At 55.4% G+C, this 24854-nt stretch carries 13 protein-coding genes; 11 read left to right on the top strand and 2 right to left on the bottom strand.

Annotation, left to right across the window (positions count from 1 at the left end; all coding sequences use genetic code 11):
• Positions 1–98: 98 nt before the first annotated feature.
• Positions 99–2501 carry a primosomal protein N' gene (locus tag Thiosp_RS22415; RefSeq protein ID WP_201067597.1) on the bottom strand — a complete coding sequence of 801 codons (2403 nt, stop codon included), beginning with the start codon at positions 2499–2501 and terminating at the stop codon, positions 99–101.
• A gap of 532 nt (positions 2502–3033) precedes the next feature.
• On the opposite strand from Thiosp_RS22415, the gene Thiosp_RS22410 reads away from it, so the two are divergent.
• The 10 genes from Thiosp_RS22410 to Thiosp_RS22365 all read left to right on the top strand — a co-directional run bounded on the left by Thiosp_RS22410 (position 3034) and on the right by Thiosp_RS22365 (position 21308).
• A complete protein-coding gene (locus Thiosp_RS22410; protein ID WP_201067649.1) occupies positions 3034–3642 on the top strand; it encodes an HNH endonuclease in 609 nt (202 codons plus the stop codon).
• 180 nt (positions 3643–3822) lie between these two features.
• A complete protein-coding gene (locus tag Thiosp_RS22405; RefSeq protein ID WP_201067595.1) occupies positions 3823–4704 on the top strand; it encodes a fructosamine kinase family protein in 882 nt (293 codons plus the stop codon).
• Between the two features lie 25 nt (positions 4705–4729).
• On the top strand, positions 4730–6571 hold the full coding sequence (gene recQ, locus Thiosp_RS22400; RefSeq protein ID WP_201067593.1) for a DNA helicase RecQ: 1842 nt from the start codon (positions 4730–4732) through the stop codon (positions 6569–6571).
• A 117-nt stretch (positions 6572–6688) separates the two neighbouring features.
• Complete coding sequence (locus Thiosp_RS22395; protein WP_201067591.1) at positions 6689–7891, top strand: sulfotransferase; 1203 nt, start codon at positions 6689–6691, stop codon at positions 7889–7891.
• A gap of 78 nt (positions 7892–7969) precedes the next feature.
• Entirely contained in the window at positions 7970–8200 is a 231-nt protein-coding gene (locus Thiosp_RS22390) for an MbtH family protein (protein WP_201067589.1), read from the top strand.
• 71 nt (positions 8201–8271) lie between these two features.
• Positions 8272–9462 carry a tetratricopeptide repeat protein gene (locus tag Thiosp_RS22385; RefSeq protein ID WP_201067587.1) on the top strand — a complete coding sequence of 397 codons (1191 nt, stop codon included), beginning with the start codon at positions 8272–8274 and terminating at the stop codon, positions 9460–9462.
• Positions 9463–9704: 242 nt separating this feature from the next.
• Entirely contained in the window at positions 9705–11006 is a 1302-nt protein-coding gene (locus Thiosp_RS22380) for an aspartate aminotransferase family protein (RefSeq protein WP_201067585.1), read from the top strand.
• A 5-nt stretch (positions 11007–11011) separates the two neighbouring features.
• Positions 11012–11980, top strand: a complete 969-nt coding sequence (locus Thiosp_RS22375; protein ID WP_201067584.1) for a 2-hydroxyacid dehydrogenase — start codon at positions 11012–11014, stop codon at positions 11978–11980.
• Positions 11981–19744: a non-ribosomal peptide synthetase gene (locus Thiosp_RS22370; RefSeq protein ID WP_201067582.1), complete on the top strand. Its 7764-nt coding sequence runs from the start codon at positions 11981–11983 to the stop codon at positions 19742–19744.
• Between the two features lie 22 nt (positions 19745–19766).
• Positions 19767–21308 (top strand): serine hydrolase domain-containing protein, encoded by a 1542-nt coding sequence (locus tag Thiosp_RS22365; RefSeq protein ID WP_201067581.1) that lies wholly within the window; start codon positions 19767–19769, stop codon positions 21306–21308.
• Here Thiosp_RS22365 and Thiosp_RS22360 read toward each other — a convergent pair.
• Entirely contained in the window at positions 21273–22193 is a 921-nt protein-coding gene (locus Thiosp_RS22360; RefSeq protein WP_201067580.1) for an alpha/beta hydrolase family protein, read from the bottom strand. The genes Thiosp_RS22365 and Thiosp_RS22360 overlap by 36 nt on opposite strands.
• A gap of 13 nt (positions 22194–22206) precedes the next feature.
• Between Thiosp_RS22360 and Thiosp_RS22355 the strand changes: the two genes are divergently transcribed.
• On the top strand, positions 22207–24699 hold the full coding sequence (locus Thiosp_RS22355; RefSeq protein WP_201067579.1) for an HlyD family secretion protein: 2493 nt from the start codon (positions 22207–22209) through the stop codon (positions 24697–24699).
• The last annotated feature ends 155 nt before the right edge of the window (positions 24700–24854 follow it).

Genomic DNA, 24854 nt, shown 5'->3' with positions numbered 1-24854 from the left:
TAAGACCGCTTGGGAAACTACAGCTATGGTAGCGGAATTCTTTGACCGCTCGCCAGCGGACAAGACTGGCAGGCCAGCTCAACGGATGCCCAGGCAGGCTATAGCGTCTCTTGCGGGTCCACATCCAGGCTGAAGCGCAGGTCGCGCGGACGGGGCAGGGCGCGCAGGGGCGGCAGCAGGCGGTCGAGCAGCTGGTGCAGCGGGCCGCGCTCTGTGGCTTGCAGCAGGAGTTGGGCGCGGTGGCGGCCGGCGCGTTGTTCCATAGCGGCGGGTGCCGGGCCCCAGACGTCGATGCCGGGGCGCTGGTGCTCGCGGGCAAGGGCCGCTGTCTGGCGCAGGAAGGCGAGCGCGGCTTCCTCTCGCGGGCTGTCTGCACGGATCAGCGCCTGATAGGAGAACGGCGGCATGGTCGCGGCGCGGCGCTCATCAAGGGCGGCACGGGCAAAGGCGCCATAGCCATGCTGGAGTAGCGCGCGCAGCATCGGATGATGCGGGTGGCGGGTCTGCAAGATGACTGTGCCGGGTTTCTCCGCGCGTCCTGCACGTCCGGCCACTTGCACCAGCAGTTGCGCCATGCGCTCGGTGGCGCGGAAGTCGGCGCCATAGAGGCCGTGGTCGAGGTCGAGAATGCCGACCAGTGTGATGCCCGGCAGGTGGTGGCCCTTGGCCAGCATTTGGGTGCCGAGCAGGATGCGAAAATCGCCGTTCAAGGCGCCGGTGAGCAGGCGCTCGAGCTCACCCTTGCGGCTGGTGCTGTCGCGGTCGATGCGCGCGAGCGGAATGCCGGGGTAGCGCTGGCGCAGGCTGTCTTCGACCCTTTCGGTCCCCTGACCGAGCGGGCGCAAGTCTGGTCCTTGGCAGTAAGGACAGCGCGCTGGAAGTGGGCGGATCAGGCCGCAGTGATGGCAGCGCAGCTCACCGCGATTGCGGTGGATGGTTAGGCGCGCGTCGCAGCGAATGCATTCGCTAATCCAGCCGCAGTCGTGGCAGGTGAGCACTGGCGAGAAGCCGCGCCGGTTGAGGAACAAGAGCACTTGCTGCCCGGCACCGATGGTCTCCTCGATGCGCTGATGCAGAGTGACGCCAATACCGGTGTCCAGATATTGCCCACGGATGTCGGTGATCAGGATGCGCGGGTCGCGCGCCTGTCCTGCACGTTGCGACAGGACCAGGCGCTGGTAGCGCCCAAGCTCGGCGTTGCGCAGGCTCTCGAGCGCCGGGGTGGCCGAGCCGAGCACCACCGGGCATTGGGCCAGTTGCGCGCGGCGCACGGCCAGGTCGCGCGCGGAGTAGCGAAAACCGTCCTGCTGTTTGAGCGACAGGTCATGTTCCTCGTCGACGATGATCAGCCCAAGTTCCGGCAGGGGGGGGAAAATGGCCGAGCGGGTGCCAAGCAGCACCCGTGCGCTACCGCGTGCGGCCTGCAACCAGTGGTCCTCGCGCTCGCGCTCACTCAGGCCCGAATGCAGCACGACCATTGGGGCCGGAATGCGTGCGCGCAGGCGCTGCTCGAGCTGTGGGGTCAGACCGATCTCGGGCACCAGAACCAGAATCTGGCAGCCCAACTCGAGCGCATCGCCGATCAGGCGCAGATAGACCTCGGTCTTGCCGCTGCCAGTGATGCCATCGAGCAGGAAGCCGGCAAAGCCCTGGCTGGCGCGCACCGCTGCGACTGCCTCGGCCTGCTGTTGGTTAAGTGCTGGGCCGGGTGCCAGAATTTGGGCCAGATCAATTGCCGGGTCAGGCGCCGGATCGGGCGCAGGAACGGCCGATGGGCTGCGTTCTGGGCTAGGGGCTTGATCAAGCTTTGGCGTGACTGCGGTGATGACGGCTGCGGCTGTTTTCGGCGTTGTTGCCGGAGTTAGTGCAGTCGCAATCACTGCGCCGGTATCGCTGGGGGGCGGGGACGCAGCTGCAGGCGGTGCGATTCGGCAGGCCTCGATCAGGCCCTTTTCGGCCAGCGCGCGCAGGCTGGGGCCGCATGTGCCCAGTGTCTCATTGAGCTGGCGTTGGCTGACACCCTCCGGATGTGACTGCAAGTAGGCCAGGCTCTGGCGCTGGCGCGGCGCGCGGTTGAACGCATCAAGCTCGGCGGTTTGACCGGCCGGGGTCGGACGCCACCCGGGTAAGTCGCGCCCTTGCAGAGTCTCGGGCCGCCGCAGCCGGGTTGGCAGCGCGCTAAAGAGCGCTTCCCCGGGCGCAGCGCGGTAGTAGCGGGCGGCCCAGAGAATGAACTCCAGGTCTTCGGCTTGTAGCAGCGGCGCGCGGTCCAGAATCGTCAGTGCCGCCTTGAGCCGCTCCGGCGGCTGATCGCTCTCGGTGGCGAGCGCGACGATCAACCCGACCCTGCGACCGCGTCCGAAAGGCACCAGAACGCGCATGCCAGGCTGGGGTGTCGGGCTTGCGTGACTGCCGCTTGGGGGCAGGTAGTCGAATAGGTCAGGCAGCGGGGCGGCGACCGCGACCTGAAGAATTGTTTGGCAATTGCTGGCGGGCGTCATCGCGGTGCGTGCTGGGTGGCGGGGACCTTGGCTGGTCCTTGGCGGCTCTGGATGGTGGGTGGCAGCGGGAGTCGGTACCGCTGCATGCTTGGTCGCGCGGGAATCAGCCGCCAGTTTGAACAATGATCATTGACTATGTGGCCGTCGCTTGTCGGCGTGCCTGGCTGGTGCTGTTTCGGACAGATGTTCACAATGGCTGTGGATAACTGTGGGGATAAGGCTGTCACATGGGTTCCAAGTGGCCGAAAATATTAACGCTTCTTAACATTGCGCAATTTTTGATCGCCCCATGAAAAACAAATAAAAACAATGGGAAAGACCTGATGTCGGGTGGTTTTGATGGCGTTTTCTGGCTTCTGCTGCGCGTGACGGATTCCGCTAGGGGCCAGATTTCCGCTTGTTGACAGTCTTGGTCGCGATGTCAAGCCCCGATGCGCATGTGGAAGTTGCGTTGGCGGGCAGAGGCGGTATCATGCACCGCATGCGTCGATCCCCCAACGTTGACCCATCAGCGTCGATTCAGGCTCGTATCATCGTGTTACTCAGTCAGCAAGTTCTTCGAACTGATTTGGGCGGTATGCCCTTGGAGTGGATCGACTACCGCGTGGCCGCGCGGCTGTATTTCCTGGGGCAGGTCGCATACTCCTGCGGGGATGCCATTTTTCTGCTGCGCGGCGGTATCAACGCGAAATCGCGTGAGCGCAGCCAGCTCGAAGTGCATTCCATCATCGCCACCCATGGCGCGCAGCATGCGCCAAGCAAGCTGCGCGACGATTACGTTCCGCCGCTCAGCAATCGCACGCTGTTTCAGCGGGATAATCATATCTGCCTTTACTGCGGCGGGCACTTTTCGGGCCGACACCTCTCGCGCGACCATGTCCGTCCGATCAGTCAAGGTGGGCGCAATGCTTGGAATAATGTTGTCACCGCCTGCGTGCGCTGCAATAACTACAAGGCTGGGCGCACACCCGAGGCCGCGCGCATGGAGTTGTTGGCCGTGCCCTTTACGCCCACACATGCAGAGTACATCTATCTCATGGGGCGGCATGTGCTGGCCGATCAGATGGAATTTCTCCGCGCCCATTTTCCGCGCACCAGCCCGTTGTTGAAGCGTCTGCTGGAAACGCCACGCGCGATTTGATTGCCGGGCGGTCTGGGGCGAGGGAATGCCGAGTGCCATCGACAACGGTGTACTCAGGAAAAGCGATGACATTCTTGCGCGCGCGGTGGCGTTAAGTGCTGGACCAGGTGCGCTTGTTACAGCCTTGCTGAACGGGTTGCTTTGTTATCAACGTTTATATCGACAAATACAGCATCGCTCATGGATTGGTCGCAGATTGCCGAACAGATCGCCGCCGCGAGCGGCACGCCCTTCGCTCCATCCGCGCCGCGCTCGATTGGTGGCGGTTGTATCAACTCGGCCTACCAGCTCGATGACGGTGAGCGGGCCTATTTCGTTAAGATCAACCGCGGCGAGACGCTGTCAATGTTCGAGGCCGAGGCGGCCGGGCTGGCGGAGCTAGCGGCTGCGGGTGGGCCGCGAGTTCCGCAGCCCTTGTGCACCGGTGTGGCCGACTGCGACGCGTTCATCGCCATGGAATGGATCGATCTCGGGCGTCAGCGCGGTGACAGCGCCGCTGAGGCCGGGCGGCAGCTGGCGCGGATGCACCGCTGCACCCGCGAGACCTTCGGTTGGGATCGAGAGAACACCATTGGCTCGACGCCGCAGCCGAATAGCCCAAACGCCGACTGGATTGCCTTCTGGCGCGAGCAGCGCTTGGGCTTTCAGCTCGAGCTAGCCGCGCGTCATGGCCATGGCGGGCGCCTGCAGGAGCGCGGCGCGCGCTTGATGGAAGCGCTGCCGGCACTGCTCGACCATGCCCCGGCGCCCTCCCTGCTGCATGGTGATTTGTGGGGCGGCAACATCGGCTATGACCGCGACGGGACACCCATCATCTTCGATCCTGCTGTTTATTTTGGCGACCGTGAGGCGGATCTAGCCATGACCGAACTGTTCGGCGGCTTTGGCGGCGATTTTCATGCCGCCTATCGCGAAGCCTGGCCGCTGCCGCCCGGGTACAGCACGCGCAAGTCCCTGTATAACCTCTACCACATTCTCAACCACCTGAATCTGTTCGGGAGTGGTTACCTGAGTCAGGCCGAGGGGCTGATCGACCGGCTGCTCTCCGAGACACGCGGCTGAGGGGCGCGAAACTGAAAACGTATTCGTGACTGCAATAGAGATTCTGGACCGCGTCTTTGGCTATCCCGCCTTCCGCGGTCAACAGCAGGCCGTGATTGAGCGGGTACTGGCCGGTGGCGATGCCCTGGTGCTGATGCCGACCGGGGGCGGTAAGTCCCTGTGTTACCAAATTCCGGCCCTGTTGCGCCCAGGGACGGGCATTGTCGTGTCTCCGTTGATCGCTCTGATGCAGGATCAGGTTGATGCGCTGCGCCAGCTCGGGGTGCGGGCGGCATTCCTGAATTCCTCGCTTGCGCGCGGCGAGGCCGAGCAGGTAGAGCGCGCCCTGCTCGGCGGACAGCTCGACCTGCTCTACGTCGCGCCCGAGCGTCTGCTGACCGAGCGCTTTCTGGCCCTGCTTGAGCGCCTGCCCGTTGCGCTGTTCGCGATCGACGAGGCGCATTGCGTCTCCCAATGGGGGCACGACTTCCGCCCCGAGTATGTCCAGCTCGATCTGCTGCACCAGCGCTGGCCCCAAGTGCCGCGGGTGGCCCTGACCGCCACCGCCGACGCGCCAACCCGCAACGAGATTCTGGAGCGGCTCAGGCTGCCGCGCGATGCCCAGTTCGTCTCCAGCTTCGACCGCCCGAACATCCGCTACCGCATTGTTGAAAAGCGCAATCCGCGCCAGCAGCTGCTAGGATTTCTTCAACGCGAGCATCCGCGTGATGCGGGTATTGTCTACTGCCGCTCGCGTCGCGGAGTCGAGGATACAGCCGAGTTTCTTTGCGAGCAGGGATTTCAGGCGCTGCCCTATCATGCTGGCATGGCGGCTGAGCAGCGACGCGTGCATCAGGCGCGCTTTCTGCGCGAGGAAGGGCTGATCGCGGTCGCGACCATCGCCTTCGGCATGGGCATCGACAAGCCGGACGTGCGCTTCGTCGCCCATATCGACTTGCCCAAGAGCCTGGAGGCCTACTATCAGGAGACCGGCCGTGCCGGGCGCGATGGGCTGCCAGCGGATGCCTGGATGACCTATGGCCTCGGCGATCTGGTCATGCTGCGGCGGTTCATTGATGAGTCTGATGCCGAGGAACAGTTCAAGCGTCTCGAGCACCAGAAGCTGGACAATATGCTTGGCCTGTGCGAAACCACCGAATGCCGCCGCCAGGTGCTGCTGAATTACTTCGGCGAACAACTCCCCGAGCCCTGCGGTAATTGCGATACCTGCCTTGAGCCGGTGCCGACCTGGGACGGCACGGTGGCCGCGCAGAAGGCGCTATCTTGTATTTACCGCACGGGCCAGCGTTTCGGCGCCAGCTACCTGACCGACGTACTGCTCGGTAAGACCAATGAGCGCATGCGCCGCTTCGGGCACGATGAGGTCAGCACTCACGGGATAGGCCGCGAGCTGACCGCCGACCAATGGCGCTCGGTCTATCGTCAGCTGGTTGCCGCCGGGATGATCGCGGTGGATGTCGAAGGCCACGGCGGTCTGCGGCTAACGGAAAAAAGCCGCCCGCTGCTGCGCGGCGAGCGCGGAATCCGGCTACGCCAGGACCCGGATCAGAAGGGACAGAAGCGCGCCGCACGCAAGCCGGTCGCCACGGCACCCAGCGACCCGGAAGCAAAAGCGCTCTGGGAAGCCCTGCGCGAGCACCGCCGCAAGCTCGCGCGCGAATTGGATGTGCCAGCCTATGTGGTGTTCTCCGATGCCACCCTGCGCGAGATCCTCGCCCACCGCCCGGGCAACCGCGCCGAGTTTGCCGGCATCAGCGGTGTTGGTCAGGCCAAGCTAGAGCGCTTCGCCGATGGGTTCCTGAAGCTGCTGGGCGCACATCGACAGCGACATGATGGCCCCACTACCTTTAATGGATTACAGTTCTGATGGACATTCCGACGGTATTAGAAAAGTTTGCTAACCTCTGGATTATGATAACATAAGCCCCAAACATTTAATCCACCTTTGTCTCGGTCTGTCCGCTTATTTTCTGCCGTAAGCCTGATGATATTCATTTTTCTCATTCTTATTGTTGTTGCTGTAACGATTCTTTTTGCTCCGTTTCCTGACCTGCGCACCTATGCCCTGCTATGGAGGTATGTTTTAACTGAACGACAACCCGAGATCGGTTTTCGCGCGCGGTTGCAGCAAGGATTTTTTCTGCTAAGAAGTGGTGCCCTAATGCCTCTCTGGACGCTTCTGTGGTTCATCGACGAGCTTCTGTTTCCGCACTACCGAGAACAGACGGTTCGCCCAGTGTTCATCATTGGTGAGCCAAGATGTGGGACCACATTGCTGCATCGCACCCTGGCTGCGGATCAGAGGAACTTTTTCGCGATTCGCCATTTCGAATGGCGGTATCCGTTTATTTGTGTTCAGAAGCTAGTGCATTGGCTAGAGCTGGAACCGCTGCTCGAGAAAATCAGTTACTGGCCCAATACGGAAACTGGGCGAGTAGCGATGCGGATGCATTCGAATATGCTGTACGATTACGAAGAAGATGGAATTTTTTACGAAGAGAGATTTTTGCACCATCTTTTTGTGTTTCTGCGGTTTCCGTATGCCGGGCTTCTGCCTGCTCTCGATTCGTTTCCGGAGTTAACCGAGGCGCGTCAGTCGCGAATGCTGGCAATTCATCAGAAGGTAGTCCAGAAAATGGCCTTCCTGGCGCCCTGTGATGACGCGATCTATTTGTCAAAAGAGGTAACCAGCCACACAAAAATTCCTCGCCTCATTGAAATGTATCCACTTGCTCGCTTCGTCCTCCTGGTGCGACCATCCGGCGAGCTCATCGATTCCTTGTTGGCCTTAGTTAGGATTTCGACGATGGCGAAAACAGATATCGATCCAATTCGGATTGAGGGGTGGAAAGAAGCATTTTTGGCAAGGATGCGCAGGGATTGTGAGAATCTCGTAGAGCTAAGCGAAGAGGTTATCGAGTCGGAAAAACAAGCTTGTCTTTCCTTTTACTCTTTGACTGAACAAATGGCCGATGTTGTGCAGTGGCTTTACATATTTCTAGGGTTGCCTCTCGAGAACTCCTTTGTAACCTACCTCCAAACACAGGATGATCAGCAAAGCGAACGGGAGCGAGGTTATGAATACGAGCATGAGCAAGCCCCCGGGTTCGAAATCTATGACAATTTTGTTCGACAAGTCGAGGGCAGAAGCTTTCAATCTGTCCCTAGGCTGCCGTCCGCGTCTTGAGTCCTTGAAGATGATGTATTTGCAAGAACAAAAAAAATACGTGATTTACTCAGTTGATCTTCTCAATCAGGGGTGGCGATGAGCGTGTCAAGCACCGTCGGCGAGACAATTTGGCGAGTTGTAGTTAATCATGAGGAACAATATTCGATCTGGCCAGCGGACCGTGACCTGCCACTAGGCTGGAGGGATGCGGGCAAGCAAGGCCTGAAGCCAGATTGTCTAGATTATATTGAGACGGTATGGGCTGATATGCGGCCCTTAAGCCTCAAGAATGAATTAGTACAGGATGAAGATAGAACGAAAGAATAGCTGAAAAGAAGTCACATTAAATAGCTAATCTTGGTCTGGAATTTTTCCCCTAGCAAGCAGGACGGACGCGCATGGCTAATTGGAACGTAAAAATTAAAGATGCTGACACGGAAAAGGAGGCTCAAGTTGACGCCGAAACAGCAGTCACGACTGCGCCGCCGGCAAGCCAACGCAGGCAACGCCGTCACCCACTGAAGGCTGCTTTAGATGAAGCGCAGCAACTAGTCGAGGATGATCGTCTTGATGATGCTTTTGCAGCCTACGAAGCAATCCTTGAAAAAGACCCGAACATAGCCATGGCCTATGTGGGCCTCGGGAAGGTCCACGCAAAAAGAGGGCTGGATGATGAGGCGCTGGAGCACTACGCGGGCGCCCTTCATATTCGTAAGGACTTCTTACCGGCGCTCTTGCATTCTGCTTACGCGTACCTTCGCTTGGGCGAGGATCAAAAAGCGTTAGAGAATTTTCAAGAGGCGCTGAAGGTTAATCCGTCCGTTAGCGTGGCGCGGTTGAGTATTGCGCGCATACATGTGAGGCAAGGTGAGTTTGATCAGGCGATCAATTGGTTGCAGCAAGCATTGGCGTTCAATCCACAACTCGACAGCGCGCGCCTGGCGCTTGGGGAGATCTATCTTAAACAGGACGACCCAGACGCCGCCCTCGCCGAGGTTGACAAGCTGAAAGACGCAACCTTGGAGTCGTTTAATAGTCTGCTTCATCTTGCCGGTCTGCTTTTCAAATTGAAACAATACCACCGTGCATCAGACGCTTGCGAAAAAGCCGTCGGTATTGCCCCCGAACGCGCTGAGTGCCATCAATTTCTTGGGCGGTGTTATGTTGCTGAGAAACAATATCAGAAAGCGATTCAGGCGTTTGAAAAATCCAGTGAACTTGACCCTGCGCAAGTGGCGGCGATTTTTGGAATTGCTCAGGTAAAAGTCAAAATCGGGGAGTTAGATGAAGCGCAACGCCTGTTGGTCAATTTGACCAAGGGGGATAAGAAGCTTGGGATCGCCCATCGCATGCTTGGCGAGTTATATATGCGCAAAGATTCTTGGGAAGATGCGGCAGCAGAATTCAGAGCCGCCGTTCTTCACAGCAAATGGCTGGTCCAAAAGCATCAGGAGTTTGAGCAAATTGCCGAAGAAACGCAGAACTCACATCAAGAAGCTCAGCGATATGCGGCGCTTTTCGCAGAGTTGGTCCCGTATGAGGACATTCTCGGGGAAGAGGGCTCGAATGAAGATGATACTTCTGCGTAAGTCGTAACGGGGGAGAAATAGGCGAGCAGTAATTGCCGGTACGTTAGTAATTCCCTTTAGATGAAAGAAGATATGTCTAGCTTCTGTGAATGATCGGGTGCGGAATGTATATGTCAGCAGATGTACTGATTGCGGTGAGCTCGTACTGATCTGTACCAGGAGTTGACGTGGTTTTTTGCTTGAAAGCGCATTATTGCAAGAACTATACGAATCTGATTGTTTTTCCTGAATAGGGGAAGGGTATGGCTGTTTCTGAATTAAGTCATTATGAATCGATCAGGGATGCGTACGCGTGCCCTTGTGATGAATCTAAAATGTATGATCGTTTTGTCAATCCCGTGAAGGCAGAGGGGATGTGGGTGTGGTTCGATGGTGATCCGGAACCATACCTGGACTTAGTGCTTAATTACTGCTCGGTCAACTTTGGCCATTGTTATCCGCCGATTGTAAAGATTGTGCAAGAGGCTGTAAATGAGGTCGACCAGATCCATTCTTTCCACTCAAAGGATAAACTCGAGCTCAGCGAAATCCTCGCACGCAAGGTGGGGCGTGATCAGAGAAGCTATAAAGTCTATTTTAATATCGGGGGGTCTGCCGCCGTCTCCGATGCTGTCCGACTTTGTCGTTTTGGTAGTGGAAAGCGTTATATGATCGCGTTCGAAGGTGCTTTTCATGGCGTGAGTGAAGCGGCAGCGTCACTTGCCGATGAAAAGTTAGTCGCAAAGGAGCAATATGGGGTCCCAATTTCGGACTTTACGTTATCTGTACCCTTTCCGAGTCAGCATAACGATGTATCCGTCGATGAAAGCTTGGCGACTATTGAGCGGCTGTTTTCCACTCACGATGTAGCTGGGGTTATTGTTGAGCCAATTCAAGGCGCGGGTGGTTTTGTAATTCCAAAAGAATCGTTTCTTCCAGGGCTTAGCCAACTCTGCAAGAAGCATGGCGTGAATCTTGTCATGGATGAGATTCAAGTTGGCTTCGGGCGTGCCGGTTCGTTGTTTGTTTATGAGCAATATGGAGTCGAGTATCCGGATGTCGTCTTGCTGTCGAAGTCGATCGGCGGTGGGTTCTTCCCGGTCAGCGCTGTGATTGCTCGGGCTGAATTGTTCGATAATGTGCCAAGTCGGGGCACGGCGTTCCAAACAACCTTCAATAATAGTTCGTTTGGTTTGCGCGTTGCGAATCGACTGATGCAATACGTTGAGAAAGAAAAGATATTCGATGATGTTCTGGAACGCGGGGCTTTGTTTCTAAAAAAGCTAGAGTTTCTTAATGCTAAGCAGTGCGTGAAGAATTTGCGCGGCGTCGGCTTTGCGGTTGCCTTTGACGTTGTCGACCCGAAGTCTGGGCAACCTTCTGAGCGTCTTGCAAAGAAACTGATGTCTATCTGTATGGATGAGCATGTTATCGTTTATGCCTGTGGAGTTAACTTTAACAGCATCAAGATTATTCCGCCAATAGTTATTGATGAGGCAGATATGGATCTCATTGCGATGCGGTTACAATCTTGCTTTGATAGATTTTGTGATTGTGCCCATTAAAGTCGATGAAGCTACTTTATATTGGGGTTTGTCGAGAGAATCTTGAAAAGTTCTATCCGGAATATATCGCAGGGGAGTTTCGTGAGGGCCATATTACTCGAGATGAATTAGTTCAAACGATAGAAAAAGATGGTATCGACGTCTTAATGGTCGATGTTTTCAATTTTGTGTTTGACTCGGCCTTGCTGGAGAAGTTGCGAGGGCGTATTCGTCAAATTAATTTCCTCTATCAGTCCGTTTCCTCCTTGATTGATCACGGTAAAGCCGCAGAATGTGACATTAAAATAACAAAATTGCCGGACGACGTTTATTGCAATGAGGTGGCGGAATTTGCTTTGGCACAACTGCTTTGTGCTAGTAAAGGGCTTGTGCAATTCGATCTCTCCGTGCGGCAAGGGCAGTGGAATCAAGCGCTGACCACGAATCTCACTTTGCGGGGAAAGACGCTTGGGGTGGTCGGGTTTGGGAATATTGGGCGACGCATTGTCGAGTTGTGTGGGTGCTGGGGTATGGAAACCCTGGTGGTGAAACGTGATCTCGCAAGGCATCCTCCCATTGCGAACGTGTCCTGGGTGGGGATCGATCAACTATTGCAGGAAAGTGATTGTGTCGTGCTTGCTATTCCGCTTACTGAAGAAACGCGTCAGATGCTAGATGCAAAAGCTATCCAGCGGATGAAAAGGCACGCCATTTTGATTAATGTTTCGCGTGGCGACTTAGTAGATGGGGAAGCAGTTATCGCCGCTTTGAAGGATGGGCATCTCGGGTACTACTGCGCAGATGTTTTTCGACAAGAGCCTTTGCCAATAGGAGATCCGTTAAGCACGTGTGCGAAAACGATTCTGTCGCCTCATGTTGCTTGGTGTACAGGTGAGACTCTCAGGAGATCTTTTGAGCTTTGGTCAAAACAGTTGATACCAAATGACCTTGGTGGGGCGGGGCGATTATCTCTCAGTAGCAAAGGGATGGCTTGAATGAGTAGCCGGAATCCTAGCAAAGATTTAAGTGGCGGTGTATCAGGCATCTCGGAAGAGGCACGTAGTGACAAAGAGTCAGGCGAGCGCGGGCTTACCTACGCACTCTCGCCCTTACAGGAAGGGATGCTTATTCATTCCCTGGCCGACGAGGGCGTGGGGATGTACGTTTCCCAAGGCGTTCATCTGCTCAATCAGATTGACCATTGGGCGTTGGAGCAAGCATGGCAACAGGTGGTTGATCGACATGAAGTGCTGCGTACATCTTTTCTCTGGGAGGGGTTGGATCGGCCGTTACAAATTGTCAATCCAAAGGTCGAGGTTCGGATTGAGAAGCGGAGCTTGGCGCATTTGTCGCGTTGGGAGCAAAAGATCGAACTGCGTAGCATTCTCAGCCAGGATCGGCAACAGGGCTACAATCTAGCCCGGCCGCCGCTTTTCCGTTTGTTCCTGATAAAGCGATCGTCGGAGTCTGATTTTCTCGTATTCAGTCATCATCATCTACTGCTCGACGGTTGGTCGAACCCGATTCTCCTGGAAGAGGTGCGAGCCTGCTACCGTGCGATTCTGCGCGGGACCACAGCGAATCTCCTGCCGCCTCGCCCGTTTCGTGTTTTCATTGGGTGGTTGGAGAGTCAATCACCTGAGGGCGAGAGACGTTTTTGGCAAAACTACCTGAAAGATTTTCGTGAGCCCACGCCGCTGCCTTACGATCTCGGTGCCGGGCGGCAGGCCGGTTACCCGCTTAAGTCCGAAGAGTGGCCCCTAGAAATCAAGGGCACTGAGTTTGAACGGCTGAGGGAAATGGCGAGGCGCAGTCAGGTATCGCTCAATACCGTGATTCAGGCGGCCTGGGTTTTGCTACTAAGTCGATACAGTGCACGAGAGACTGTAGTCTTCGGTTCTCTGGTGTCTGGCCGGTCGCCTGTTTTAACGGGGATCGAGAGGATGGTGGGGATGTTTCTCAATACACTGCCGATGCTTGTAAGGGTAGATGATGCAGCGCCTTTAAGTGATTGGCTGAAGTATGTGCAAAAACAGCAAACTGCGCTGAGCGAGCATCAGCACAGCCCACTTGCTCAGATCCAACGCTGGAGCGAAGTGCCTCGTGGAAGTCTGTTGTTCGAGTCGGTCATCGACATAAATAACACGCATCAGCCTGAGGAGGATAGTGCGGAGGAAGGCGAAGATAGTGTGATGGCACCAATCAACCAAAGCATGCCGCTTTTGTTGTTTGCGAAGCCTGCGTTGAATCGCTTGGTATTGATCCTTGTCTACAACAACCGTCGCTTTACCAGAGGCAGCGCGGGACAATTAGGCGAGCAATTTGTGACGCTCCTGAAATCCATGTCAGAGGGCCTGGAGATGCCTGTTGGACAGCTTTCGATGGTGTCCAAGGAAGAGTCGAGGCGCACACTGGTGTCATGGAACCAAACGCACACCCAATACCCAGCGCACATGGCCCTGCATCAGTTGTTCGAGCAGCACGCAGCATCCACTCCAGATGCACCTGCTGTTCACTACCTAGATCAATCCTACAGCTATGGCATTTTCAATCAGAAAGCGAATCAATTTGCGCATTACTTGATTTCAATCGGTGTTGGGCGGGGGCAGTTGGTAGCATTCTGCCTGGACCGTTCGTTCGACATGGTGGTCACCTTGTTGGCCATTTTAAAAGCGGGCGCTGCTTATGTGCCACTTGATCCAAATTATCCCCTCGATCGCTTGAAACTGATGCTGGAGAGCTCAGGCGCGTCGCTGCTCGTCAGTCAGGAAAAATGGGCGCAGCAGTTTAAGGACATGGTATCGCGAATTATTTGTTTCGACCTCGAAGCGAATACGTGGTCCGCTAAGCCAGTAACCAATCCAGATCTGACGCTAAGCCCTGAAGATCTTGCCTATGTGCTCTACACATCGGGATCAACTGGAATACCGAAAGGAATTATGATCCCGCATCGTGTGCCGGTTAATCGCATGTTCATCGAGCCGCACTCTTTTGCGTCGGATGAGGCACTCTGCGCAAAGACTTCCATCTGTTTCGTCGACTCAGGGTGGGAACTTTGGAGCGCCTGGAGTAATGGCTTGCCACTCACCCTGATCCCTGATGACCAGGTCAAAGACCCGGCAAAACTCGTTGATGCGCTAGCGGAGTCGGGTTCGACACGCATGGTATTGGTGCCTTCATTGCTGCGCTCGATGCTCGATACCGCGCCCGACCTCGGCGAGCGGCTGCCACGCATGCGCCACTGGATCTGCAGCGGCGAAGCGCTGCCTGGGGATCTGTCCGCGCGCTTCGTCGCAGCAATGCCAGATGCTGTTCTGACGAATTTGTACGGAGCTACGGAGATCTGGGATGTTACCCGTTGCGACACCACAGAAGATCTTCCTTACGATCCGATGTCGATTGGCCGGATCATGGGAAATATGCAGGGCTACGTGCTGGACGAGGCTTTGCGCCCGGTTCCGGTTGGAATTGTCGGCGAGCTGTATTTTTCCGGCGAGCATGTCGCGCATGGCTACTGGGAAAAACCGAAGCTGACCGCGCAGGCATTTCTTCCCAACCCGTTCAGCTCGACTCCCGGAAGCCGTATGTACAAAACCGGTGATCTTGGACGCTGGCTGCCGGATGGCAATTTTGAGTACCTGGGGCGGATTGATCAGCAAGTTCAGTTGCGGGGTCTGAGAATTGAGCTGGAGGAGATCGAAAGTGTGATTCGACAGCACGCGCAAATTGCTCAGGCTGCTGTCGTGGTTTCAGAAGACCAACGTCTGGTTGCTTATATTGTCACAACCGGTGAAGTTCCTCCGCTTGCCGCTGAATTGCGCAAGCATGTTCGCCAAAAGCTGCCAGAGCACATGACTCCCGCATTCTATCTGCCTCTTGAGAGTATCCCGTTAACTCCGAATGGAAAGACCGATCGCCGGGCCTTGCCTAAGCCCAAAGTTACGGAGATGGCTCGAATTATCGAGAAGGAGACGGTGTCGCGTGCACCGGATACGCCGACAGAAAAGTCCGTAGCAGCGGTTTGGGCTCGCTTTCTCGGTCTCGGTGAAGTCGGAGCGGAATCGGATTTCTTTCAGCTTGGCGGCGAATCCTTAATGGCAGTTCGCATTATCACCGAGCTGGGTAAGCGCTACGGGCTGTCGATTCCCTTCAGTGTCCTGATGAAGGCGCGAACCGTGACGGACATGGCGGCGTGGATCGACGCATGTCTCGCCTCTGGTATCCCGGATCTTGCGTTGTCGCAGCCTGATTTGACCAAGATCGAGCATGGAAAAAAGGCGCCTCTGTCCTATTCCCAGCAACAGATGTGGTTGATTGATCAGCTCAACCCGGGAAGCGTGTCTTATACTCTTCCCTGCGTTATCCACTTCGGTTGCAAAGTTGACCGCTCGGCGCTCGATAGAGCATTGACGCTGCTGGTTGAGCGCCATGAAACTCTGCGGACAAGTTTTTCCGCCATTGATGGCGAGCCTTTTCAGGTTATCGCGGAGGCTCAGCCTGTCACGATTCCTTTCGAGGATCTTACCGAGTTGCCTCGCGAAGTCAGGCAGGATTTGGTCGAGCGAAAGCTTCGTGAGCAGACCCGTATCCCGTGGGACCTGGAGGCGGGGCCAGTGCTCCGTTATCAGTTGATTAAAAGCGAAGAGGATGTCTTTACCCTGTCGATGACGCTTCACCATATTGCCGCGGATGGCCGTTCGATGGCAATTATGTCGCACGAGATAAACGAACTCTACGTCGCTGCCAGTCAGGATCGTCCCGCGCGATTACCGCCGCTGTCAATCCAATATGCTGATTATGCAATTTGGCAACGCGACTGGATGCAGGGAGAACAGATCGCGGCGCACATTGAGTATTGGAAGACCCAGCTCGAAGAAGTCAGTGTTCTGGAGATTCCAAGTGATTATCCGCGACCAGAGGCGCAAGGTTATCGCGGCGGTCAAGTTAGCGTCTGGCTTGAGGAAGACTTACTACAAGGCTTGCGGGATATCGCGATTGAACAAGGCGCCACGATGTTCATGGTGTTATTGGCCGCGTTCAAGGTGCTTTTAGCGCGCCACTCAGGGCAAGACGATATCTGCGTTGGTACCCCGACTGAAAACCGTGCTCAGCCGCATCTCGAGCGTCTGATCGGGTATTTTGTAAACACCATCGTCATCCGCAGTCGAGTTAGAGGGCAGCAAAGTTTCCGCGAGTTCATCGAGGAAGTTCGTAGCACCTGTCTTGATGCCTACGATCATCAGGAGGTGCCATTTGAGCGACTGGTGGAGCGCCTCGGTGTGCATCGCGATCTTGGCCATAATCCATTATTCCAGGTGCTGTTTGTTCATCAAAAAATCGAGCGGGAACTAGGTTTTGGCAACGCACTAACGCGCCAGCTTGCACCGGAGCAGGAGACGGCAAATTTCGACCTGGTGCTCAATGCCCAGGAACGGGAAGATCGCCTCGAGCTCAAACTGATTTTCAATGCCGACCTGTTCTCGCGAGCATCTATCGAACGCATGGGTGCTCATTTGAAACGACTCATTCGCTTCGCTGTTAGCGAGCCGGACCGAGCGTTGCATAATGCGCCCATGCTGCTTCCGAAAGAGCGTCACCGCATTGTCCGCGAGTTCAGTCAGTCAGGGCTAGGTGAAAAAACAACGCGCTGCGCGCATGAGTTGATCTCCGAGCACGCCGTCGTTCGGCCTTGCCAGATTGCCATCCGCCTTGGCGGAGAGGCTTTGAGCTACCGCGAACTCGACCAGCGCGCCAACCAGATTGCGCATCGCTTGCGCGAACATGGCGTTGGCCCGGAGATAGTCGTCGGGTGGTTTGGCGAGCGCTCCTTGGCAACATTCATTGGATTGCTCGGCATTATGAAGTCTGGGGGCGCTTTCCTGCCTATCGACCCGAGTCTTCCGCCGGAGCGGATAGCCTATATCCTCCAGGATGCAAATGTCTCTCTGGCCGTGACCCAACCCGAGCTGGCCGAGAGAGTTCCGGACGGGTGCGATCGGCTAATCCTTGATCAGCTCGCCAGTGCTGACTCGGCACAGTCAATGACACCGCCGCCGGTAGCCATTGATTCTAAGAATCTCGCCTATGTCATCTACACTTCTGGTTCGACAGGGCTACCAAAAGGGGTGATGGTGCAGCATGGCAATCTGGCCAATGTGATTCGTGCGCAGATTCCTCTGTTCAAAATCGACCATGAAAGCCAGGTTCTACAGACGCTCTCGCTAAGTTTCGATGCAGCCATCGGCGAAATCTTTCGCACCTTGGTAGCCGGAGCAACTCTGAATCTTGCCCACCAAGACGCATTGATGCCAGGTCCGCTGCTCATCGACACGTTGAAGAGGCAACATATCAGCGCTTTGACGCTCTCCGCAGCCGCGTTGGAGGCTATGCCGAGGGTGTCTGGGGAGCTTTCCGAACTGAAAGGCCTCACTGTTGGCGGAGACAGCTTAGACCCGGATTTGGCCAGTCACTGGCAAAAAAACCGCCACTTCATGAACGGCTACGGTCCGACCGAAACGACCATCGGCGCCACTCTTGCATGGGGCTGGAGTGCGGGCGGCAAGCCGCCGTTGGGACGCCCGTTGCCGAACGTTGAGACCTATGTTCTTGACTCTTGCATGCGACCCGTTCCTGTCGGGACGCCGGGCGAGCTATACATCGGTGGGATAGGCGTGAGCCGCGGTTACCTGGACCGGCCCGGTCAGACCGCTGCGGCTTTTGTCCCCCATCCGTTTTCCGATCAACCCGGGGAGCGCCTTTATCGCACAGGCGACCTGGTCCGGTGGCTTCCTGATGGACAGCTGGATTTTTTGGGGCGCTTGGATCATCAGGTAAAGATTCGTGGCTATCGTATCGAGCTCAGTGAGATCGAGACTGTCTTAAAGCGTCATCCCGAAGTCGATCAAGCGGTTGTGGTGGTGCATCGCAGCGAAGGGGTCAGTCGACTCGCAGGCTACGTCACCTCGGTGGATAAAACCCAGCCCGACATCGATGGGCTGCGCCGATACCTAAGAAGTACCCTGCCGGATTATATGGTCCCTGCTTTTCTGGTGCCGTGCGACGCATTTCCGATGACGACGAGTGGCAAAATTGACCGCAACGCCTTGCCGCTGCCCACTGCAAGCGAGCTGCAATCCGAGGATGCCTATGTTGAGCCCGAAACTGATCTCGAAAAATTGATTGCAGACGTCTGGCAGGACGTCCTTGGCCTGGAAAAGGTTGGAATTCACTCGAACTATTTCGAGCTAGGCGGCGACTCAATCATGAGCATCCGCGTTGTTGCTCGACTCACCGAGGCCGGTCATCCATTGTCCTTGCAGGAAATGTTCAAGCATCAGACCGTCGCCGAGCTTGCCGCTGTTCTAGGCGCTGGCACAGTTGCCATTGAGGCTGAACAGGGCTTGGTGGGCGGAGATGTGCCGCTGACGCCCGTTCAGCGCTGGTTTTTCGAACAAGAAAGCAGAAAACCGGCCTATTTCAATCAATGGATGGTGATCCCGACACCTACAGCACTGGACCGCACCAAGATGGAAGAGGCCATTCGTGCGGTCAGCGCGCATCATGATGCCTTGCGTATGCGGTATCGCCAAGATAGCCAGGGCGCTTGGCAGCAATTTAACTCTTTGGATATCGATTCTGTTCCTTTCAGCACGGTTGACCTCTCAGCATTGCCAAAACCTGATTGGGCAGCGCGGATTGACGAGACCTTCGCGCATTTGAACGGCTCGCTCGATCTTCAACGCGGACCAATTTTCAAAGTATGCTGGTTTAACGCCGGGTCTAACCAGGAAGGGCGTTTACTCCTGATCGTGCATCATCTTGTGATGGATATCGTATCCTGGTCGCCCTTCGTAGAAGACTTAATGACTGTCTATCGGCAGCTTGCTAGCGTTCAAACGCCGCGCTTACCTTTAAAGACAAACTCTTTCAAGGAATGGGCGCAGGCCTTGGTGGACTTTGCAAACTCACCAGCGGCGATGGCTGATGTGTCCTATTGGACGCGCGCGCTTGAGCGACAACCACTCCCGGTAGATTTCCCGGGCTCGGACCACTCACTATCGACGACATCTTCGATTTTTGGCGAATTGTCAGCTGCGAAAACTCAGAGGCTAATCGAGCGGGCTCCGGTAATCTTTGAAAGCCGGCTAAGCCATCTGTTACTGGCAGGACTTGCGATCGGGTTCAGTGAGTGGACTGAAAACGCAGTCATCCACATCAAGATTGAAGGCCAAGGGCGTGAGCCTGTTGGTACCGACTTAAACCTTTCGCGTTCGCTCGGTTGGTTCACGAGTTTTTATCCTGTGACTCTTACCATTGAATCATCCCAGAATCTTGTTCATAGGATAAAAGCGGCACTTGAGACCGTCGAAAGTATTCCTGCTCGGGGCATTAGCTATTCAGCATTGCGCTACTTGAGCACGGATGAAAATGTCAGGCAGGCAATGCTAGCGATTCCGGAGCCTGACGTGACATTCAACTTCGCAGGGCAGACCGATGCTGCGGATACGCCGCGGGACGAACGGTCTCATGTGCATGCGGAGTGGGGCGCGCTAGCGGAAACCGGCAAAATACAACTGGCTGAGTCTGATGAAGGAACGCGCAGGCACCTCATAGAGATCGGCGCTGGAATCATTAAAGGCAAGCTGGTCTTTCGTTTCGCTTTTGGCCAAAAACGCTTCAAGAAAGAAAGCATCCAGGGACTCTGCGATTCCGTGATCGGGGTTTTAGAGCGCTTGGTCGATATTTCCGTCTCTCAATGAACCGGCAGACCGCAGGGCTTATATGAATCAAGATCGCAAAATTTTCGCGGTGCTCTCGGTTGTTGCCTTGACATCAATAACCGCAACTCTCTCATGTGCCCAAAATAATCAACAATATCCACCCACGCTGGCGCCTCTCTCATCTCTAGAGGGTACCCCGCAATATTGGCCGCCACCGTATCCCGGGTCAGGCACGACCGTTAATCGGGGACGACTACCTGATCTGCGCTATGCGCCGGTCGTTTCTTCGCGCCGCGCTTTTTCGCCGGGGCCGCTACCCGACTTGGACGATCGCCCGTTCTCTGTTTCGGACTCGTCTTTTGAGTCGTCTTCGGTGTCGAATGGTGAGTGGGCTTCGCTGTCGAATGGTGAGTCCGCTTCGCTAGCTGATGGCGAAATAAATAATCTTATCGCCCAATTTGTCAGCCCTCTTGTCGGAGAACAAGCCCAGGATCAAGCGCCAGCGATAGCTGTCGGCTTTGTCAGTGATCACGAAACCCTGTCGCTCGGTTTTGGCAGTCAGCGGATTGGTGAACAGGTTAAGGTGGATGGCGAAACCTTGTTTGCTATCGGTTCTGTATCCAAGATGTTTGTCGCCTTGATATTGGCTAAGGCCGTTAGTGACGGGGACGTACAGCTTGCCACCAAGGTCGATGACCTCTTGGATGATTCGTTAGATATTGACGAGCGCATCACGCTGCAGCAGCTTGTAACGCATCGCTCCGGATTGCCAAATTTTCCTTCTAACCTGACAGAGCGAGATAATGCTGCCCAAGACGCACGTGAGCGAAAAATAATGCCTGCAAAGAATTACAGCAGAGCAAACATGGAGGCTTGTGTGCGGGATAAAGGTTGTAGCCCTTCAATGACTCCCGGAACAAGTTTCAGGTACTCGAACCTTGGGATTGGTATGCTGAGCATGGCGCTCCAAAACCATTACGGGTATCGGAACTCGAGAGATTTAATTCGAAACGTGGTCATGCAGCCACTTGAGATGAACAGCACCTGTGTGCAAGTAGCGGCTTGCACTGATAGCGGGTACGCGTTCGCGCAAGGTTATCGCTATGACGAGCAGAGCGATTCGCTGACCGCCGTATCCCCTTCAGACATGGGGGTTCTAGCTGGTTCCGGCGGCCTTATCAGTAACGTCAACGACATGAACCGCCTATTGAGGGTGTTAACCGGTTTGAACAGCGGGGCTCTGAGTTCCGCGGCTGCCGAGGTAAACCGCGAGCTTGATAAGGTTGGGCAAGAACAGCCTAATTTGGCGGTTGGGTATGCGCATCGGATTCGACACACTCCGCGAGGATTGGATGTGCATTTCAAAGAAGGTTTGGTGGCCGGGTTCAGTGCAGCGATCATCTGGCTTGAAGAGCCAAAAATCGGACTTGTTCTGCTGGCGAATCGTGGGGGCCTGAAAGCTTTAATGCCAACCGGGATGCGGTTAGTGGCATCCATCGTCCAGGAACAGCAGGGCTTTCCTTCATCAGAAATGGGTTCCCACACCGGGGGGCATTCTCAAGGTTGGTCAGGCACGAGTGGCTCGACTTGGCAGAGATGGTAGGGAGCGGAGAAAGCCATCAATACTACTGGCCAGTTCGCTGTCAAATTGCAAGATGAGATTTTTGTGGTCCCTGTCTTCAAAATGTAAATGCTTAACGCGCGCGCCAATGCTGGCAAGTCGTCGCTGGAAGTTCTCTCCCATGCGCCTGGTGAGCCACTGGCGATGTCCAAAGTGCTGGCCAACAGAAACGATCAGGAACGCGGTCTGAGTCAGCCATGGTCCGAGTTGATGGGCAGGCGATAGGGCTTCCTGCTCAGCAGGTGTTTTTCCGAAAAATTGATAAAGGCTCTGAAGTCGTCGTTCTTGATCCGGAAGTCCACTTTCTTTGTTTTCTAAAATTTGGACCGTCATTGGAATATCGAAGAGCGGCATGTCGAGAACAATGACAGCTGATAACAAGTCGGGGCCGAGGCGAAAACAGCTGAGGTATTTCTGGTGAGTCGCCACAAGCATCGCCAAGTAGGCTCCGGATGAATAACCAATAAGAATAAATTCGGTCTTCCTCCCGCCATAGCGTCGTCCGTTGATTGACAACCATTTGAGGGCCTTTGCAATATCGGATGCCATGTCAGGAATTCCAACAGGCGGCGATTCGGCTCTTTCAGCAAGGCGGTAGTTGACGGACGCAAACACGTAGCCATTTCTGACAAAATGCTCCGGCATGGATTGTCCATTCGATGCCAAAAAGCATGCCTTGTCTCCTCCATTCCACCCTCCGCCGTGAATAAATACAACAATGGACCGTTTCTTTTCTCCCGGCTTAAGTCGTTCGTGGTAGATGTCGAGGGTGAAAGAATTTGGATCGCCTGCTGCAGCCTCACGATATCTGATGTTGCGCTCAACCAAGACAGGCCGAGAATGAAGTGAGAGCGGGGAATCGGTCATCAGTGATTATGCGATGAAAGAGAATTCCAGCCGAGCCATGCCGGGGTTGCGCAGGGGCGTCTTGCTGAAGTGTTCGGAAGATAGCGCAATTTTTCAAGTCCGCGATCCGGCTTCTGGAAAAGTGTTCGAGTTCGGTGAAGAGGAAGCCTTCCTGATCGAAGCATTACAGCGCCCCTATGACCCTGAGACGCTGATGGCAGAATTTCGCGCAAGATTCGGCCGGGAAGAGGGGATGGATGCCTTCGAGGAGCTTCTCTCAATGTTAAAGGATTGGGGGTTGCTCAATGAAAGCCAAGAGCAAGCGCCTCCGATTCAGTATAACGATGTACAGAATACCCCCAGCCGGTTGGGTAAGTCGAGGCTAGCTGCGCCGCTATCGGGTGAGGCGCAATCAGGCCAACCACGGAAAGGGGACTCTCAGAAAACGGAGACGGCAACGGAAGAGTCTCGCAAGCTGGAAGCAACGCGGCTAGACCTGGGTGAGGAATTGCAAGGCGAGGCAGAGGAGTCCGCGCCTGCGGGGCATTGGCACATTCTCAGACCAGAGCGCATTTCGGATGCTCTGCTGCGGGTCATGTCACCGTTTCGCTTTGCGCTTTGGCTGATCCCTGTATTGCTGTTCTATTCCGTCGTAGCTGTGTGGTTGAACCGGGATTTGGTGGCGGATTCACTCGCCACTGCGAGGCTCCAGTTTGGGCTGCTGGGACACTTGGTCTTCATGGCTGTTACGGTAAATCTGAGCATTCAGGTCATGCGGGCGGTCGTTGGGCGGCACTTTGGGCTTGATGTGCCAAGTTTTGGTTTGGTGCTAGCGTTTGGATTGATCCCGCGTTTCAATGCGCAGATTCTTCTAACGCCAGACACAAACAGATCGCAGCGCATGTGGCTGAGTGCCACACCTTTGCTGGTGCGCATGGTCCTATTCAGCTTGGGCACGACATTGTGGCTCGCCATGCGCCCATCGGGAAGCCTTCTATCCATCGTGGGAGCTAAGTTGGCGTTTGTTGCGGCAATCAGTTTTCTTCTGGCTGCGACGCCATTGTGGTCTAGCGACGGCTATCGGTTCCTGGCAAATTATTCTCGGATCCCAAATTTGCACGATCGTGCAAAAAGTGCACTGCGCGGATTGATCTTTGGGCGACCACGCGTGGTCGGAAAATACATCAAGGACTCTCCGACGTTAGCGTTGTTTGGGGCGGCATCGATCGCTTTTCCCGCCCTCCTTATTGCGCTCGTTGCGACAATACTGGCTCGGCGGCTTGAGTCGAGTTATCAAGGAGCTGGAGTCGCGCTGTTTCTTGTTCTCTTTGCCTACGTGACGCATCATTTTCTGCGTCAGCGCTCCCATAAGGGTAGGTCGGCGCCAGGATTCCAAATTGCGCCGATGGAATCGACGAAGAGCGGAGTCGGGGCCGAGAGTCAGTCATTTAAAGAGCTGCGTCTAGTCAAACCGCAAGTCGGCGCTTCTGGAGCCTCTGGAAAAGGAATTTTCAGTCTTGGCAGGCGCTATTTGTTGCCGATTTTTCTCTTTGCTTGCCTGTTTTTGCCTTACGCCTACGAGGTTGGGGGCGATGCGGTGATTCTGCCGTTTGCTCGACATGAGGTTTATCCCGATCGGGAGGGAATCGTCGAGCAAGTATTCTTCAACGGCGGGGAGATGGTTGATAAGGGAACGGTGATTGCAGTAATGGCCAATCACCGGCAACAAAAAGATGTGCTGGCAACCGAAGCGGCCGTCAATGCAAAAAAGTACGAGATTGATCGCCTGCGCACGACGCCTTCAGCGGAAGCGATTCGCTTGGCCGAGAAGCAATTGGATATCGCCCGCCTTGAGCTCCAATACAACACAGATAAGGCGGACAGAATCGCTCGGCTTTTCGAAAATGATTCTGTCTCGGTCCAGAATTACGAGGATGCCAAACGAGAGCGCGATATTGCTTCTGAAAAGGTCGCGGAAAACCTGGCGAATTTAGATGCGCTGAAAGCGCAGGTCAATCCCAACGAAATCGCAGCGGCGCAAGCCGAACTCGAAAAGCTGCAGGAGGAATTGAGCTATTTTCGCGAGGAGTTGCGGCGCACCTACCTGCGCATGCCGATTACCGGGCGCATCGTTACCCTGACGTTGCAAAACCTCCGTTCAAAATATCTCGCTGAAGGTGAGCTGTTTGCCGTCGTGGAAGACACACGGACAGTTCGGGTGGAAATTAGTGTGCCCGAGGCGGATATTTCAGATGTCCATCTTGGGAGCAAAGTTCGATTCAAAGCGTGGATGAATCCGTACCAAGGCTTTTCGGGAGCTGTGACAGAAATTGCGCCCGACACAACAATGGAAACCTACGGGCCCATTGTCACAGTGGTCGCGATGCTGCCGAACCCAGATGAATCGCTGAAAACCGGAATGAGCGGATATGCCAAAATCGAGGCGGGACAGACCTTGGTGATCATCGCTTTTACCAAAGCGCTCGTACGCTTTTTCTTGATAGAACTGTGGTCGTGGCTTCCTTAAGTGGCTTTGCTGCGTGTTCCATGACGGGCCGGCGGAGACACACAAACGCGTCAGGATTGCAAAAATTTGCCATTTTCAGACTATAATTAAAGCCGCTCTTGCGGAAATGAGCGTGGAGCAGACTTCATGACTTTGAAAATCCACAAAATAAGGTG

Origin of the sequence: Thiorhodovibrio litoralis (genome assembly GCF_033954455.1) — a bacterium.
Classification (GTDB): Bacteria; Pseudomonadota; Gammaproteobacteria; order Chromatiales; family Chromatiaceae; genus Thiorhodovibrio; species Thiorhodovibrio litoralis.
The sequence above is the reverse complement of the archived record's forward strand: the minus strand, read 5'-3'. Positions and strand labels throughout refer to the sequence as shown.

Bases quoted from the DNA above. Each gene is read 5' to 3' on its own strand.
- Thiosp_RS22385 (WP_201067587.1), top strand. From the start codon at position 8,272: ATGGCTAATTGGAACGTAAAAATTAAAGATGCTGACACGGAAAAGGAG.
- Thiosp_RS22375 (WP_201067584.1), top strand. From the start codon at position 11,012: ATGAAGCTACTTTATATTGGGGTTTGTCGAGAGAATCTTGAAAAGTTC.
- Thiosp_RS22370 (WP_201067582.1), top strand. From the start codon at position 11,981: ATGAGTAGCCGGAATCCTAGCAAAGATTTAAGTGGCGGTGTATCAGGC.
- Thiosp_RS22415 (WP_201067597.1), bottom strand. From the start codon at position 2,501: ATGACGCCCGCCAGCAATTGCCAAACAATTCTTCAGGTCGCGGTCGCC.
- Thiosp_RS22360 (WP_201067580.1), bottom strand. From the start codon at position 22,193: ATGACCGATTCCCCGCTCTCACTTCATTCTCGGCCTGTCTTGGTTGAG.
- Thiosp_RS22405 (WP_201067595.1), top strand. From the start codon at position 3,823: ATGGATTGGTCGCAGATTGCCGAACAGATCGCCGCCGCGAGCGGCACG.
- Thiosp_RS22380 (WP_201067585.1), top strand. From the start codon at position 9,705: ATGGCTGTTTCTGAATTAAGTCATTATGAATCGATCAGGGATGCGTAC.
- Thiosp_RS22355 (WP_201067579.1), top strand. From the start codon at position 22,207: ATGAAAGAGAATTCCAGCCGAGCCATGCCGGGGTTGCGCAGGGGCGTC.
- Thiosp_RS22390 (WP_201067589.1), top strand. From the start codon at position 7,970: ATGAGCGTGTCAAGCACCGTCGGCGAGACAATTTGGCGAGTTGTAGTT.
- Thiosp_RS22365 (WP_201067581.1), top strand. From the start codon at position 19,767: ATGAATCAAGATCGCAAAATTTTCGCGGTGCTCTCGGTTGTTGCCTTG.
- Thiosp_RS22395 (WP_201067591.1), top strand. From the start codon at position 6,689: ATGATATTCATTTTTCTCATTCTTATTGTTGTTGCTGTAACGATTCTT.